Below are 14,133 nucleotides of genomic sequence, written 5' to 3' on the forward strand. Positions count from 1 at the left end.
ATCGACCAGGAGGGCAGGCACCCAGACGAGGCCGGCTTCGATCCGAAGAAGGTCAAGCGGTTCGGCACACTCGCGAACATGTGGTCCGCCGCATGGCACGGCCTGATCCTCTCGGCAGGGATCGACATCGTCGATGAGACCGGCAAGAAGACGATGCTCGACTCGGCGGCCGGTGTCGAGGTGTTCCAGAACCTCGTCGACCTCATTTACAAGCACCGTGTTGCCCCCTCGCCCACCCAGCTCGGCAACAACGCCCCGTCGTTGGCCGTTCAGCTGACGTCGGACCGGCTCGGGATGGCGATTGATGGGCAGTGGGCGCTCCTCGATGTCAGCAACTCGGGCGCCGACTACGGGCTGGGCGTCCTGCCCAAGTACGAGGAGCCGAAGACCGTCACGATGGGCGGCGCCACGCTCATCAACAAGGACACCAAGCACGTCGAGGAGGCCCTCGAACTCTACGTCTACCAGTCGGACCCGAAGCAGGTGGACCTCTTCGCGAGCGGCCTGTGGATGCCCCTGGAGACGGCCTACTACACGGATCCTGAGCAGATCAAGGTCTGGACGGACAACAAGGCGCACCCAGCCGAATACAAGACCGCCGTCATCGACTACACCATGAACAACTCGCAGGCCTACTTCGCTCAGAGGCTGCGAAACATCGAGAAGATCGACCGGGCCGTGGCGTCGTCGATGGAGCGCCTGCAGACGGGTAAGGACAGCGCAAAGACCGTCATCGATGCCCTGGCCAAGCAGCTCAACGGAGGTCTGCTCGAAGGCGTCTACCCCTCGCACCCGGCATGAGCATGACGCCCACCAGGCCCCGCCCCTTGATCAGGCCGATGATGAGCGGCCTGATCAAGGTGGGCCCGTCCCGGATGACATGCCTGGGACCACTGTGAAGCCCCGACGGCGGGGGTCGTCGTCCTCAAGCGGGTCGAGGCCCGTTGGGGGTACTTCTTCGCCATGCCCGCCATCCTCGGCTTCGTGATCTTCACCGTCGGCCCGATGGTGGCCTCTCTGATCTTCAGTTTCACGGACTGGCGCATCGGAGAGTCGGCCAGCTTTGTCGGCTTCGACAACTACGTTCAGATGAGCCAGGACCCGCTTTTCTGGAAGTCCCTCTCGGTGACCACCTACTACACCCTGGGCGCGGTGCCCTCGGGTTACTGGTCGCGTTCCTCGTAGCCATGCTGGTCAACTCCGGTTTCCGGTTCCAGTCGGCCTGGCGGACGATCTACTACCTACCGACGCTCGTGCCCGCGATCGCCAATGCCGTGCTCTGGATCTGGATCTTCAACCCCGACTTCGGTCTCCTGAACACGCTGTTGCGCTCGGCTGGCCTCCCGGAGTCTCAGTGGATCTACGCCGAGGAGACGGCCGTCCCCTCGTTGATCCTCATGAGCGTCTGGGGGTTCGGCAACGGCATGGTGATCTTCCTTGCCGGCCTCCAGGGAGTTCCCCGTCAGCTCTATGAGGCTGTTGGGATCGACGGCGGTGGCGCGTGGGCGAAGTTCCGCCATGTCACCTGGCCGTACATGACTCCCGTCATCTTCTACAACCTGGTCACCGGCATGATCGGAACTTTCCAGGTGTTCAACCAGGCCTTCGTCATGACCGACGGCGGTCCCAACAACTCGACCTTGTTCTACATCTACTACCTCTACACACAGGCGTTCACGGATGCGGAGATGGGCTACGCGAGTGCCCTCGCCTGGGTGCTGTTCATCATCGTGCTGATCGTGACGGTGCTCCTGTTCCGCAATGCGCGTAGTTGGGTGTTCTACGAGATGGGAGACGCGCGATGACAGACACATCCGCCCGGAGCCGCAGGCGCCGTGGATGGGCGATGACACCGACGCCCCAGGAGCGTGAACGCAAGCCGTGGGTCCGTGCACTGCTGTTCGTGGTGCTCCTGGTTGGTGCGGCGATGATGCTGACACCCTTCGTCTGGCTGGTGCGCAGCGCCCTGATGACAGATGCGCAGATCTTCACCACGCCGCCCGAGTGGATCCCCAATCCCGTTGCCTGGAGCAACTTCCCGGACGCGATGAGCACCCAGCCGTTCCTGCGGTACTTCCTCAACACCATGATCATCGAGCTGTTCGTGGTAACCGGGACTGTGGTCACGTGCGCGATGGCGGGCTTCGCGTTTGCTCGGCTCCGTTGGCCCGGCCGCAACCTGGTCTTCGGTCTTCTGCTGACCGGAGTGATGCTGCCCTACGCGGTGACTCTCATCCCGACGTTCGTCGGCTGGAGCGCGCTCGGGTTCCTGAACAGCTTCGTCCCGTTGACGGTGCCCGCCTGGTTCGCCGGTGCCGGAGGCGGTGTGTTCAACATCTTCCTGTTCCGCCAGTTCTTCCTCGGCATCCCGTTCGAGTTGGATGAGGCGGCCTACGTGGATGGGGCATCGCCCTGGAAGGTCTTCTGGACCATCGTCCTGCCGCTGTCGAAGCCGGTAGTGATCGTGGTGACCATCTTCACATTCATCGGCGTCTGGAACGACTTCCTCGGCCCGCTGCTCTACCTCAGCGACCAGGAGATGTTCACCCTGTCGCTCGGGCTGGCCACGTTCCAGAGCACCTACACCGCGCAGTGGGGCTGCTGATGGCCGCGTCGCTGGTCGTCATCGCCCCGGTGATCATCCTGTTCTTCGTGCTTCAGCGGTACTTCGTGGAGGGAATCACGTTGACGGGCCTGAAGGGTTGAAACCCGGCCTGGCCCACATGCCGGAGGGCGACGCGTCCACACCGATCATGAGACCCGGTCGCCCGGCCGGGGTCTCATGATCGCCAACCGCCCGGTCACGGTCAGCGAGGGTCAGCGGAACTTCACGATGTTGTTGAACACCCACTTCTCAGAGACCGAGAAGGAGTAGCCACCTCCTGGCCTGGGCACCGCCTCCGCGACCCGGGCGAACGTGTAGCTGCGGCAGCCCTTCCTGCCGGTGACGGGGGTGTCGCACTCGGTGCGCCACCTGCGGCCGTCAGCAGAGGTCCACGAGCCCGTCGTCGCCAGGGGGTTTCCTGTCCAGGGCGCGCGGGGCTGGGCGTGTAGCTGAGGTTGTTGAAGGTCCAGCCGGTGACTCGTCTGTAGGTGCCGTTCTCCCACACCACGTGCGTGGCGATGATCTCGGTGCGGCTGGTCCCGGAGTACGTCTCACAGGTCGTGCTCCAGTCGCGGCTGTTGAACCGGTGGAAGCCTGGTGCGGTGTAGATGCTCTCGGCGGTGCTGAGGGTCGCGATGTAGCCGCGGCCCCTGCCGCCGGTGAGGGTGGCCATGCCCACCACCTGGCCCGAGGCGTTGATGTCCTCGATGGTGCTGAGGGCGTAGCCGGAGCGCTCGGGATGAGGTCGTTCAGGTTGTGGACCCGCCCGTCGACCCAGATGACGGCGACGCTTCCGGCAGGGCCCGTGGCGGTGCCGGTAACGACCCCGGAGTTGTTGATCGCCGTGGCGCAGGCGCTCGTGCGCCCGGCCGGCAGCGGAAGTGCGACGGGGGTTCCGGTGGCGTCAAAGCGGTAGGGGCGTTCGGTGCCGCCGATGATGCTGCAGCCGGCGGCCTGCCCGGAGTCATTCACGGTGTTGAGCCGCGAGGAGGTCGCCCCGGAGGGCGTGGTCGGGCGCCTGGCGACGCCGTTGGTCCACACCACCGGCACGTCGGCGTTGCGGAAGCGGGCGGTGCCGGCGACGTTGCGCCCATTGTCCGAGATGCCGCTGGCGCTGGAGTTGCCAGAGCCGCTGGGAGGCAGAAGTTCGGTGCGGTTGGTGGGGCCGCTGAAGGTGAAGGCCCGCCGGTTCTTGGAAGGAGATTGCGCCCACACCACTGCCACGCCATTGCCTGAGATATGCCCGGCGTGGGAGGTGAGCCCGGTCGGACCGGTCCCGACGCTCCTGCTCTCCGCTCGCAGGGTCCCCGGCGACGCACGGCTGCCATCGGCAGGCGCGTACCCCGGTAGCCTCGCAGGGGTGAGGATCGCCACCTGGAATGTGAACTCGGCCAAGCAGAGGATGCCGCGGCTGCTGACGTGGTTGGAGCAACGTCGACCCGATGTGGTGTGCCTGCAGGAGACCAAGCTCGGCGACTCCGCCTTCCACGAACTCTTCGACGCTCCGTTGGCCGACCTCGGCTACCGGGTGGCCCACCACGGCCACGGCGGTTTCAACGGTGTCGCGCTGCTCTCGAGGGTGGGTCTCGACGATGTCGAGGCCGACTTCCGGGGCCAGCCCCAGTACGACGGCGTCACCGAGGCCCGCGCGCTCAGCGCCACCTGCGACGGAGTCCGCATCCACTCGCTGTATGTGCCGAACGGGCGCGAGGTGGGCTCGCCGCACTACCTCTACAAGCTGGCCTGGTTGGACGCGCTCGCCGCCGTCGTCGCCGACGGGCCGGCGGATGTGGCGCTGTGCGGTGACATCAACATCGCCCCTCCGACCTCGACCTCTTCGACCCGGCAGCCTTCGTCGGCCACACCCACGTCACCGTCGAGGAACGGCAGCGCGTCGAGGACTTCGGGCTGGTCGACGTGGTGCGCGCCCGCTGGCCGGAGCACGAGACGCTGTACTCCTACTGGGATTACCGGGCGGGCATGTTCCATCAGGACTACGGGATGCGCATCGACCTGATCCTCGCCTCCGATCCGGTCGCGGCGCGCGTCGAGGCGGCCTGGGTGGACCGGCAGGCACGCAAGGGCAAGCTCCCCAGCGATCACGCCCCGTGATCGTCGACCTCGACGTCGCGCCCGACGGCGACGCCGGCCCGGTGGTCCCGCCTCCGTCGCGACCCGGACGCAGGGCCACCGGCGGCCGCGTGAAGCTGCCGCACGCCGTCGAGTGAGCTCTCGGAGCGCATCCGCAACCACTCCCTCCGGGATCACCCCCGGCGGGTGATGCCACGGCCCGGCGAGACCCGGTTGTCTTGGTGTGCAGACACGAAGGAGCAGGTCGCCTGAGGACGGCACCATCTCCGGGTCCGGCGGCTGCAACCGCCTGTTCGGCTCCTGCACCGCCGCCGACGGCATCATCAGCCTCGGTGACTCACTCGAGATGCGCACCCCAGACGGGGCCACCGCGCTCCGCTTCGTCCGTGCCTGACGCCCGGGCCCCACCAAGAAGGAACCACGATGACTCACGCCGCCCGTACCCGCCGTTCGCCCTCCCCGCCCGAAACCTCGCCGTCACCGTCGGCGATGCCCCCGCCGACCTCGGGGCCGTCGCCCACATCGTCTTCACCGGCGAGAACCCCCGGAGGCCAGCGGCATCGATGCCGGACGCGCAGCCACGCTCGGCTTCACCGCGGCGGTGGGAGCGACACTCGTGCTGATCGGCACCGACGGCCCCGTCATCGTCCTCGTGGGAGGCGGCGACCGGGCGGCCGCCGACGCGACGGTGCTGCGCGACTGTGCGGCCCATTTCGCTCGCGCCATCCCCAGCCAGCGGCGGCTGGGCATCGTCATCCCCGACACCACCACCCGGCTCGACGACATGGTTGTGGCCCTGATCGAGGGCGCCGCCCTTGCCCGCTACGTCTATCGCATCGGCGAGGACGGCCCCGACGCCAGGCTGACGGCGTTGGCGCTGCTCTGCGACCCGGAGGCCGAGGCCGAGGCGGCCGTGGCCCGCGGCCTGCTCCTTGTGAAGGCCACGAAGCTCGCCCGTGATCTCGCCGGAACCCCCGGCGGCATGCTGACCGCCACCAGGCTCGGTGAGGTGGCCCTCGACCTCGGCCCGGGTGCGGGTCTCGAGGTGCGGGTCTTCGGCGAGGAGGAACTCGTCGAGCTCGGTTGCGGCGGTCTGCTCGGCATCAACCTGGGCAGCGTCGAGCCGCCCACCATGATCAAGCTCGTCTACCGGCCCGAGGGTGAACCCGTCGGGAAGCTGGCCCTGGTCGGGAAGGGCATCATGTATGACGCCGGCGGCCTCGCGCTGAAGCCGGGTGATGAGGTGCACGCCGTGATGAAGAACGACATGGCCGGCGCAGGAGCCATCCTCGCGGCCATGACGGTGCTCAAGGACCTCGGCTGCCGCGCCCAGGTGACCGGCTACCTGATGTGCACCGACAACATGCCCTCGGCTCGGCGATCCGCCTCGGCGACATCGTCGTGATGCGCGGCGGCAAGACCGTGGAGGTGGTCAACACCGACGCGGAGGGCCGGATGGTCATGGGCGACGCGCTGGTGCTTGCCACGGAGGAGCCCGTTGACGCGATCGTCGACATCGCCACCCTCACCGGCGCCGCGCTGAAGACACTCGGCACCGATATCGCCGCCGTCCTCGGCAACGACGCTTCCCTGATCGATCGGGTGAAGGCCTCAGCCGAGCGGGTCGACGAGCCGGTCTGGGAGCTGCCCCTGGCGCGCCGCTACCGCGGCCAGCTGAACTCCACCCTTGCGGACCTCCGAAACCTCGGGGCCCGAATGCGGGCACCATCACCGCGGCCCTCTTCCTCGAGGAGTTCGTGGACGGCAGGCCGTGGGCCCACATCGACATCGCGGGCACGGCGCAGCTGTGGGCACCCGACCGGTGGCGCAACCAGGGCACCACCGGCTTCGGCACCCGTCTGCTCATCGACCTGGCGCTCAACTTCGAGGCCTGAGCGGCTGATGGTGTCAGGGGCCGACGCGCTCCCTGACATCCGGTCGAGCAGACCGGCCGCGCGCGCCACGCGCACCGCCTCCCTGCGGCTCCCGACCGCCAGCTTGCGGTAGATCGACTTCAGGTGCTGCTTCACGGTGTTGGCAGAGATGCTGAGCGCCGCCGCGATCTCGGCGTTCGACCCCATCGACGGCAGGTACATCAGAACGGCCAACTCGCGCTCGGTGAGCTCGCCCAGGGGCAGTGAGCGGGAGCGACCACGGGTCCACCGTCCCGAAAGGGCCCAGTCGACGAGGTCGCGGTGGGCGCCGACCACCTCCCGGTGGTGCCGGAGCGCCCCGCGACCTGGCTGCTCTGACGCAGCAGCAGCAGGTGCGCCCCTCCGATTCGGTCAGGTCGAGGGCCGCGAGATGGCCTCGATTGCCAGCGCGTCGTGCCGGAGCCGGGTTTCCGCCGCGGCCACCGACAGCCACGCCTGCAACGCTTGGGTGCCCCCGATCGCAAGCAGATGGGCGACCGTCGGGCGGACGAGCTCGGGCCGCCCGACGGCCAGGTGAAACCTCGCGCGGCAGTTGGCGACGCCATCTGGCCGCCCGTCCCCCTCTCCAAGCGCCCCGCGTCATGCGAGGCGAGGGTGGCGCGCGCACCCTCGATGTCGCCCCGCGTCAGCGCGAGGTCGACCTCAAGTGAGGTGAGGAGGATCGTGCAGAGGGGGAGGAGGGCAGGGTGGCCAGGTGCTCCTGGGCCACGGCAAACCTGCGGCGCGCCTCCGGCACGTTCCCCTCCGTGAGGGCGCCCCGCGCCGAGAGGATGTGGACCGTGGCCGCGACGAACGGGTTGAGCTGACCGGTGCCGGAGTCGAGACAGCGGGTCAGTGCCTCCCGGCCCTCGTCAGCGTCGCCGGAGTACATGCTGGACACGGCGAGCGCGAGCCACGCCCACTGGCCATCGGAGGATCGGGCCCTGTCCGGGAGCCGGGTGATCTTCAGGGCGGGATCCACCGTCGTCCTGGCTCTTCGCAGCTGGCCCGACCCGGCCTGCGCCAGGGCGAGCAGCCCGCGGTGGTGGACCTCGCCGAACGGGCCGCCGGACGCACGGGGACACGCTTCGACGGCGGCCGACAGGAGATCGCAGGCCGCACCCGGGTTCCCCGACCACAGCTCACCGATCCCGCGGAGCGTCAATGTGACGCTCCTGCGCCCCGTCAGGCCGGGGGCATCGGCAGGGCCGATGTGGGCGAACAACGCATCGGCCTCCTCCGCGGCACGCCGCATGGCCGCCGCATCGCCGTCGCGGTGCGCCTGGGCTGAGGCGAGCCCCCGGCCGATGAGGCCGACGATGGAGGCCCGCGGTCCGGGGAGCGATCCCGCGAGCCGCTCCGCCTCGACCGTGCACCGCCGCAGGGTGTCGGCATCCCCGCGGCAGAACGCCGCCATGGCGGCCACGGCCTCGAGTTCTGCGCTGCCGGCGGAGGCGGAGGCCGGGATCCGGGCGGTCAGCTCGGCGAAGCGTTGCCGGTCGGGCCCGAGAATGCCGACGACGCCGGACCGGGTCGCGACCTGCCCGGCGAAGTCCCAATCGCGTGAAGCGATGGCATGGTCGACGGCGGCCATCCAGGCTCCGTTGCCCTCGAACCACAGCGCTGCCGTGCGCTGGAGCTCCCGCTCGAGATCGGGCCGCGACTGTCGGAGCCGCGCCCGCAGCACCTCGGTGAGAAGCGAGTGCGTGCGGTACCAGCCGGTGCCCTCCAGCTGATGGGAGAGCAGTTGCTCGTGAGCGAGGGCGCGCAGCATCGCGTCCGCGTCCTCCTCCCCGGTCAGCGCGGTCGTCAGCGGGGCACACAGCTGATCTGACACCGAGGTCCGCAGCAGAAACTCGCGGTGGCCCTCCGGGAGGAGATGGAACACCTCATCCCACAGGTACTCCGAAACCTGGTGGCTGAGACCCCCGAAGCGCTCCACCGCCCAGGTGGGATCATCGGAGATCTGCAGCGTGAGGGTCGCCAACCGCAGTGCGGCCGCCCATCCCCGGTGGAGCTCAACAGGCGGTCGAGGGTCGCGGGGGCGAGCGTGACGCCTGACTCCACGGTCAGCTCCTCGGCCTCGCCACGGGTGAAGGCCAGGTCGGCCGCCCTGACGTCGGCCACCTGCCCCTGGAGCCGTGACCGGTGCAGCGAGAGGGCGGAGCCTGACGCGACACCAGGACGACGCGCAGGCCGTCGGGGGCCAGCGCAGGAGCTGCTCCAGCACGTCGAGCGATTCCCCGTCATCGATCTCCTGGACGTCGTCGAGGACAAGGACGATGGCCCCTCCTGCCGCATGCACGAAGGTGCGGAGCGACTCGACGTCGGCGATGTCGGGCAGCCCTGCAAGCGACGAACCGCCGGGCAGCGCCGTCATGAGTGCCGACCTTACCGAGGTCCAGAAGCGGGCGGTGCCGGCGTCGCCGCGGTCGAGCGACAGCCAGGCGACCGGGCAGCCGACCTTGCCGCTGACCGTCCAATCGGCCACCGCGAGGGTCTTTCCGGTGCCCGCCGGCCCCGTGACGAGCGTCACGGGTCGAGTGGTTGCGCTGTCGAGCAGGTGGGTGACGCGGGGCGCTGCACGAAGCGCTCAGAGCGCGCTGGGATACGGAACCGGGCGCCACCCAAGCGACGCCCTCGCGCTCCAGAGATCACCGATGGCCCCCATCCCCGGCTCGAGCAGTTGGGCACATCGTAGGGGAGCCCCCAAGCCCGTTCTCACCCGAGGTGTCCGAGATTCAGGTCACCGCCCTGAGACCCGGTTCAACGCGAGGGCATCGAGCACCCGCGGCGCCTCCCACACCGTGGGCCGGCGGATCCGAGCTCGTACCGGCCGTGGCCGCCTATCTGCGTCGCGAGATCAGCCAGCACGTGACGACCCCGGCAAGGAAGACGCCGGTGAGCGTGATCCACAGGGGCGCCTGCACCGAGAAGACGAGCAGATCGATCCCGACGCGCTGCCGGTTCTGCACGATGAACGCGAAGGCCAGGATGGCGATGACGATGCCGGCCCAGGTGCGGGGGAGCGCAGGAAGGCGGTCCCGGATCTCGGCTTCTCACTCACGGTCGTGTCCTCTCCGACCGGGCACATCACCCGGCTGCTCCCGCCGAGCCTTCCACGGAAGTACCGTGGGGGATTACCCGTGCCGGGTGATGCCGGGCACCTCCACCCGGCGCAGGATGGAGCCGGTCTCCGCGGGTGACGCGTGCGTGACGACCCCGAGCAGGTAGGAGCACCTCGTGACCGACAGCGCGATCACGCTGACCGTCCTTGCGGTGACGGTTGTCCTCTTCATCTGGGACCGGCTCCCCGTCGCGGTCGTCGCGATGCTCGTCCCACTGGCCCTGTGGGCCACAGGTGTCCTCGATCTCGGCACTGCCACCGCCGGCTTCGGAGACCCCACCATCTTGTTCATCGCCGCACTCTTCGTGGTCAGCGAGGCCCTCGACAAGTCGGGGTGACCGCCTGGGTGGGTGAGTTCGCCATGCGGCACGGGGCGAGAGCCGCACCAGGATCACGGTGATCGTGATGATCGTCGTCGCGCTGCTCACCGCACTGATAAGCCCGAACGGGCGGTGGCCGCCCTCACCCCCGTCGTGGTCGTCATCGCCATCCGGGGAGGCGGTCGCCGTCGGAGCTGCTGCTGCCCACGGCCTTCGCCGCACACGCCGGGTCGCTCCTGATGCTCACCGGCTCCCCGGTCACCGTGCTGGTCTCCGACTACCTGGAGGAGGTCACCGGTTACCGGATGGGCCTGTTCACCATCGCCGTGATCGGTGTCCCCCTACTTCTGGTGACCATCGCCACGGTGGTCCTGTTCGGCTCGAGGCTGATCCCGGTCCGCACCGCGTCGAAGGTGCTGCGCGACTTCGGGGCGCACGGCGCGACCCTCGCCCGGCACTACGACGTCGAGGGCACCCATGACACCCTCATGTCACGTGGACGGGGCACGGCGGAGTTCGTCATTCCACCGAGGTCGAAGTTCATCGGCGACGTCGTGCACAGGGGATGCTCACCGAGAGCGGTGAACTGGTGGTCGCGGCGATGCACCACAAGGGCCAGGACGTCCACGACGAGCTCACCCTCTCGGCGGGCGACACGCTGCTGCTCCAGGGACCATGGGAGGCCCTCGACAGCGCCGCCGACGATCCCGACATCATGGCGGTCGACAACCCCGATCTCGTCAGGCGTCAGGCCGTGCCGTTGGGTGCGGGTGCGAAGCGCGCCATCGGGGTGCTCGCGGCCATGGTGATCCTGCTGACCACGGGGCTGATCCCCGCACCGGTGGTCGGCGTGGGTGCGGCACTCGCGATGGTGGTCCTACGGGTGCTCAGCGTCGACGAGGCCTACCGCGGCATCTCGTGGACCACCGTGATCCTGGTAGGCGGGATGATGTCGCTCTCGGCCGCGATGGTGGCAAGCGGAGCGGCCCAGTCGCTCGCCGAGGGCCTCGTGGCGCTCATCGGCGACGCCGGTCCCTATGCGCTGATGGCGGGCCTGTTCGCCATCACGGCCGTGCTCGGTCAACTGATCAGCAACACGGCAACCGCGCTCATCGTCATCCCCGTGGGGCTGTCGGCGGCCGCGCAGCTGGACATCTCCGCGATCCCGGTGCTGCTGGCGGTGGCCGTCTTCGCGGCCGGGGCGCTGCTGACACCGGTCGCGACACCGGCCAACCTCATGGTCATGGAGGCGGCCGGATACCGCTTCGGTGATTACTGGAGGCTCGGGCTGCCGCTGCTCCTGCTCTACGGGGTGGCGGGGATCTTCCTCGTTCCCGTGTTCTTCCCGTTCTGAAACGCCACCTCCGTTGCCCCTACGCCCTGAGCGAGCCGAGCCACCCGCAACGGGTGATGATCGGCGCGTCCGGACGCGGAAGAGTGGGCCCCGCCCACGGTGGGCTGAATGGGAGGAATGTGAACGGATGAACGCGGTGCTCGCCTTCGCCATCGTCATGGCGGTCTGGACAGTCAGCGACTGGGTCGCCAAGAAGACAAAATCGCTCCTGTCGTCGCTGTTCGTCGCGTCGATCATCTTCTTCGTCGGCTTCCTCACCGACGTCTTCCCGGACGACCTGCTCGCCAGTTCCTCACTGCTCGGCCTCGGCGGGGTCGTGGTGGGCTTCATCATCGTCCACCTCGGCACCCTGATCAGCATCGACGAGTTCAAGCGCCAATGGAAGACGTTCGTGGTCGGTGTCTCCACCGTCGTCGGCATCGGCGTCCTCCTCTGGATCGCCGGGTTCATCTTCGGCGGGGGCGCCGTCAGGGCGCCTACGACGGTGTCTCCCAGGCCATGGACTACGTCGTCGCAGGCATCGGATCGCTGAGCGGCGGCACCATCTCGGTGCTCATCATCCAGGAGGCGGCGCTCGGCGTCGGCCTCACCTCGGTGGCGATCTTCCCGGTCCTCATCGCGGCGCTGCAGGGCCTCATCGGCTTCCCGTTGACGTCGATCATCCTCCGGCAGGAGGCGGCCCGCCTCAAGGGCGAGTACCGCGCGGGACGGCTCGAGGTGCCAGCGGCCGCGACCGAGGCGACGGCCGAGAAGTCCAAGCTGCCCGGCTTCCTGGACACCACCCCGGCACCCTGCTCGTCGTCGGCGCGGTCGTCCTGATCTCAACCCTCATCAACAACGTGACCGACGGCATCCTCAACACCTTCGTCGTTGCCCTGATCTTCGGCATCGCGCTGCGCGCCTTCGGCATCTTCAAGCCCGGCGTCCTCGCAGGCATCGACGCCTACGGCCTCATGATGCTGTCGATCATGATCCTCGTTTTCGGTCCTCTCGCCACCGTCCAACCTGCCGACGTGGCCGCGCTCGCTGTGCCGCTTCTCATCGCGTTCCTGTTCGGCATCCTGGGCATCGCGCTGTTCGCGGCCATCGCGGGCAAGCTGCTCGGCTACACGATCCCCATGTCGATCGCCATCGGCCTCACCTCGCTCTACGGCTTCCCCGGCACCATGATCCTGTCGCAGGAGGCCGCCAGGGGAGCGGGCGAGAGCCCCGAGGAGGTCGCCGCCATCGAAGGCGCAATCCTCCCGAAGATGATCATCGCCGGCTTCTCGACGGTGACCATCACCTCCGTCATCGTCACCGGCCTGATCGCATCGCGCATCGGCAGCTGACACCCACAACTCCGGGCCCGGACGACCGATCGGGCCCACCACATCCGAACAAGGAGAAATCATGATCCGACGCAGGACCCGCCCAGGGCTCCTCGGCACCGCGGCCCGCACCGCCGTGATCGCGGGCACCGCCAGCAGCGTGGCAGGAAAGGCCGACGCAAAGCGACAGGCCCAGGCCGCAGACCAGGCCGAACTCGCCGCGGCCAGGGCCCAGGCCCAGCAGACGGCCATCGACGAGGCCGCCGCCCGCGCCGTCGCCGCCCAGCAGCCGGTTGCCCCGGCACCTGCCGCGGCAGCCGCACCGGATCCGCTCGCGCAGCTCGAGCGGCTGGCAACCCTCCACGAGAAGGGGATGCTCACCGCCGAGGAGTTCACCGCGGCGAAGGCGAAGCTGCTCGGCCTCTGAGAGGGGGCTTCGCATCCAGGTGGCGCAGGCCTGGCAAGGTTGGCACTGACCTCACAACCGCAAGGAGAGCAGACTGATGAACAAGCCCCTCTGGATCACGGCGCTGGCAGGGTGCCTCCTGATGACGGCGTGCGCCTCCGCGGTGCCGGCGGACCAGCCGACGGCCGACGACCTCGTCGGGGTCACCTGGGTCCTCGAGGACCTGGGCGGGAAGAAGCCAGTGGCCGGTTCGCCCGTCACCGTCCGCTTCGCCGAAGGCGCCATCGCCGGCTCGAGCGGCTGCAACCGGTTCGGTGGCACCTATGAGATCGACGGCGCCGAGCTCACGGTGGACGAGACGCTGCCCGCCACGATGATGGCCTGCGCCGAGGACGTGATGGCGGTCGAGGCCTCGCTCTTCGCCTCGCTCCCGAAGGCCACCGGCTTCGCGGTCGACGGGGACACCCTCACCCTGAAGGACGGGGACGGAACGACGCTCGGCACCTTCACCGCTCAGACGCAGGACCTGACGGGCACCTCCTGGGTGGTCACCGGATACAACAACGGCAAGGGTGGGGTGGTGAGCACCATCGTCGGAAGCGAGGCGAGTCTCGAGTTCGGCGACGACGGTGCCCTGTCGGGGTCCGGCGGCTGCAACAGGCTCACGGGCTCCTACACCGCCACCGACGGCGCCGTCTCGTTCGACCACCTGGCCAGCACCGGGATGGCGTGTCTCGAGCCGGAGGGCCTGATGGAGCAGGAGTCCGCCTTCCTCGCAGCCCTCGGCACGGCTGCCACCTACTCGATCGAGGGTGACCAGCTCGAGCTGCGCACGGCCGACGATGCCATCGCACTCAGCCTCACCCGCGCCTGACGCGGGAACGGCCCGACAAGCGAGAATCGGCCTGCCCAACTAAGCTGTCCCCGATGTCCAACACGCGCGCTGAGGCCGCCTACCGGCGTTCAGCCGCGGCCTTCAGGAATCCGATGCTCGGCCTGCTCCACGG

General features: G+C 68.7%; 20 protein-coding genes and 1 pseudogene. 16 read left to right on the forward strand and 5 right to left on the reverse strand.

The window, feature by feature from the left end:
- From G7085_RS25880 to G7085_RS12270, 4 genes are all read left to right on the forward strand, one after another.
- Positions 1–801, forward strand: a complete 801-nt coding sequence (locus G7085_RS25880; protein WP_331715985.1) for an extracellular solute-binding protein — start codon at positions 1–3, stop codon at positions 799–801.
- Between the two features lie 162 nt (positions 802–963).
- The gene (locus tag G7085_RS25885) at positions 964–1,185 is read left to right on the forward strand and encodes a hypothetical protein (protein WP_231979464.1); all 222 of its coding nucleotides are present in this window, start codon (positions 964–966) and stop codon (positions 1,183–1,185) included.
- 2 nt (positions 1,186–1,187) lie between these two features.
- On the forward strand, positions 1,188–1,805 hold the full coding sequence (locus tag G7085_RS12265; RefSeq protein WP_231979465.1) for a carbohydrate ABC transporter permease: 618 nt from the start codon (positions 1,188–1,190) through the stop codon (positions 1,803–1,805).
- Positions 1,802–2,605: a carbohydrate ABC transporter permease gene (locus G7085_RS12270; protein ID WP_231979466.1), complete on the forward strand. Its 804-nt coding sequence runs from the start codon at positions 1,802–1,804 to the stop codon at positions 2,603–2,605. The genes G7085_RS12265 and G7085_RS12270 overlap by 4 nt, the downstream gene beginning before the upstream one ends.
- Before the next feature lie 378 nt (positions 2,606–2,983).
- On the opposite strand, the gene G7085_RS12275 is transcribed toward G7085_RS12270, so the two are convergent.
- The gene (locus tag G7085_RS12275) at positions 2,984–3,820 is read right to left on the reverse strand and encodes a hypothetical protein (protein ID WP_197511168.1); all 837 of its coding nucleotides are present in this window, start codon (positions 3,818–3,820) and stop codon (positions 2,984–2,986) included.
- 145 nt (positions 3,821–3,965) lie between these two features.
- Between G7085_RS12275 and G7085_RS12280 the strand changes: the two genes are divergently transcribed.
- The 4 genes and pseudogenes from G7085_RS12280 to G7085_RS34910 form a co-directional block, all read left to right on the forward strand.
- Positions 3,966–4,622 (forward strand): exodeoxyribonuclease III, encoded by a 657-nt coding sequence (locus G7085_RS12280; RefSeq protein WP_331715643.1) that lies wholly within the window; start codon positions 3,966–3,968, stop codon positions 4,620–4,622.
- A gap of 297 nt (positions 4,623–4,919) precedes the next feature.
- Complete coding sequence (locus tag G7085_RS25890; RefSeq protein WP_197511169.1) at positions 4,920–5,090, forward strand: META domain-containing protein; 171 nt, start codon at positions 4,920–4,922, stop codon at positions 5,088–5,090.
- Entirely contained in the window at positions 5,083–5,319 is a 237-nt protein-coding gene (locus tag G7085_RS12290) for a hypothetical protein (RefSeq protein WP_197511170.1), read from the forward strand. The genes G7085_RS25890 and G7085_RS12290 overlap by 8 nt, the downstream gene beginning before the upstream one ends.
- Positions 5,313–6,349: pseudogene (locus G7085_RS34910) on the forward strand (leucyl aminopeptidase family protein); the annotation flags it as partial. The gene G7085_RS12290 and the pseudogene G7085_RS34910, both read left to right, overlap by 7 nt.
- Positions 6,350–6,357: 8 nt before the next feature.
- Here the strand turns inward: G7085_RS34910 and G7085_RS36320 are convergent.
- The 4 genes from G7085_RS36320 to G7085_RS30350 form a co-directional block, all read right to left on the reverse strand.
- The gene (locus G7085_RS36320; protein ID WP_456300413.1) at positions 6,358–6,792 is read right to left on the reverse strand and encodes a helix-turn-helix transcriptional regulator; all 435 of its coding nucleotides are present in this window, start codon (positions 6,790–6,792) and stop codon (positions 6,358–6,360) included.
- Between the two features lie 463 nt (positions 6,793–7,255).
- Positions 7,256–9,145 carry a MalT transcriptional regulator family protein gene (locus G7085_RS12310; protein WP_197511173.1) on the reverse strand — a complete coding sequence of 630 codons (1,890 nt, stop codon included), beginning with the start codon at positions 9,143–9,145 and terminating at the stop codon, positions 7,256–7,258.
- A gap of 310 nt (positions 9,146–9,455) precedes the next feature.
- Complete coding sequence (locus G7085_RS30345; protein ID WP_197511174.1) at positions 9,456–9,584, reverse strand: LapA family protein; 129 nt, start codon at positions 9,582–9,584, stop codon at positions 9,456–9,458.
- A 165-nt stretch (positions 9,585–9,749) separates the two neighbouring features.
- On the reverse strand, positions 9,750–9,872 hold the full coding sequence (locus tag G7085_RS30350) for a hypothetical protein (protein ID WP_269451850.1): 123 nt from the start codon (positions 9,870–9,872) through the stop codon (positions 9,750–9,752).
- On the opposite strand from G7085_RS30350, the gene G7085_RS25900 reads away from it, so the two are divergent.
- The 8 genes from G7085_RS25900 (at position 9,853) to G7085_RS12355 (ending at position 14,000) form a co-directional block, all read left to right on the forward strand.
- Positions 9,853–10,074 (forward strand): SLC13 family permease, encoded by a 222-nt coding sequence (locus G7085_RS25900; protein WP_197511175.1) that lies wholly within the window; start codon positions 9,853–9,855, stop codon positions 10,072–10,074. The genes G7085_RS30350 and G7085_RS25900 overlap by 20 nt on opposite strands.
- Before the next feature lie 182 nt (positions 10,075–10,256).
- Positions 10,257–10,865, forward strand: a complete 609-nt coding sequence (locus G7085_RS12325; protein WP_331715986.1) for an SLC13 family permease — start codon at positions 10,257–10,259, stop codon at positions 10,863–10,865.
- On the forward strand, positions 10,772–11,410 hold the full coding sequence (locus tag G7085_RS12330) for an SLC13 family permease (RefSeq protein ID WP_197511177.1): 639 nt from the start codon (positions 10,772–10,774) through the stop codon (positions 11,408–11,410). Before G7085_RS12325 ends, G7085_RS12330 begins: the two co-directional genes overlap by 94 nt.
- Positions 11,411–11,537: 127 nt before the next feature.
- Positions 11,538–11,942, forward strand: a complete 405-nt coding sequence (locus G7085_RS12335) for a hypothetical protein (protein ID WP_197511178.1) — start codon at positions 11,538–11,540, stop codon at positions 11,940–11,942.
- Positions 11,909–12,229, forward strand: coding sequence for a hypothetical protein (locus G7085_RS12340; RefSeq protein WP_197511179.1), 321 nt, complete (start codon positions 11,909–11,911; stop codon positions 12,227–12,229). The genes G7085_RS12335 and G7085_RS12340 overlap by 34 nt, the downstream gene beginning before the upstream one ends.
- A 20-nt stretch (positions 12,230–12,249) precedes the next feature.
- Positions 12,250–12,741, forward strand: a complete 492-nt coding sequence (locus G7085_RS12345; protein WP_197511180.1) for a hypothetical protein — start codon at positions 12,250–12,252, stop codon at positions 12,739–12,741.
- A gap of 61 nt (positions 12,742–12,802) precedes the next feature.
- Entirely contained in the window at positions 12,803–13,147 is a 345-nt protein-coding gene (locus G7085_RS12350; RefSeq protein WP_197511181.1) for an SHOCT domain-containing protein, read from the forward strand.
- Positions 13,148–13,223: 76 nt separating this feature from the next.
- Positions 13,224–14,000 (forward strand): META domain-containing protein, encoded by a 777-nt coding sequence (locus tag G7085_RS12355; protein WP_197511182.1) that lies wholly within the window; start codon positions 13,224–13,226, stop codon positions 13,998–14,000.
- Positions 14,001–14,133 lie beyond the last annotated feature (133 nt).

It is taken from the genome of Tessaracoccus coleopterorum (genome assembly GCF_011174705.1).
Lineage (GTDB): Bacteria > Actinomycetota > Actinomycetes > Propionibacteriales > Propionibacteriaceae > Arachnia > Arachnia coleopterorum.

Bases quoted from the DNA above. Each gene is read 5' to 3' on its own strand.
- G7085_RS12340 (WP_197511179.1), top strand. From the start codon at position 11,909: ATGGACTACGTCGTCGCAGGCATCGGATCGCTGAGCGGCGGCACCATC.
- G7085_RS12330 (WP_197511177.1), top strand. From the start codon at position 10,772: ATGGCGGTCGACAACCCCGATCTCGTCAGGCGTCAGGCCGTGCCGTTG.
- G7085_RS25885 (WP_231979464.1), top strand. From the start codon at position 964: ATGCCCGCCATCCTCGGCTTCGTGATCTTCACCGTCGGCCCGATGGTG.
- G7085_RS12335 (WP_197511178.1), top strand. From the start codon at position 11,538: ATGAACGCGGTGCTCGCCTTCGCCATCGTCATGGCGGTCTGGACAGTC.
- G7085_RS12355 (WP_197511182.1), top strand. From the start codon at position 13,224: ATGAACAAGCCCCTCTGGATCACGGCGCTGGCAGGGTGCCTCCTGATG.
- G7085_RS12265 (WP_231979465.1), top strand. From the start codon at position 1,188: ATGCTGGTCAACTCCGGTTTCCGGTTCCAGTCGGCCTGGCGGACGATC.
- G7085_RS36320 (WP_456300413.1), bottom strand. From the start codon at position 6,792: ATGTACCTGCCGTCGATGGGGTCGAACGCCGAGATCGCGGCGGCGCTC.
- G7085_RS12270 (WP_231979466.1), top strand. From the start codon at position 1,802: ATGACAGACACATCCGCCCGGAGCCGCAGGCGCCGTGGATGGGCGATG.
- G7085_RS12350 (WP_197511181.1), top strand. From the start codon at position 12,803: ATGATCCGACGCAGGACCCGCCCAGGGCTCCTCGGCACCGCGGCCCGC.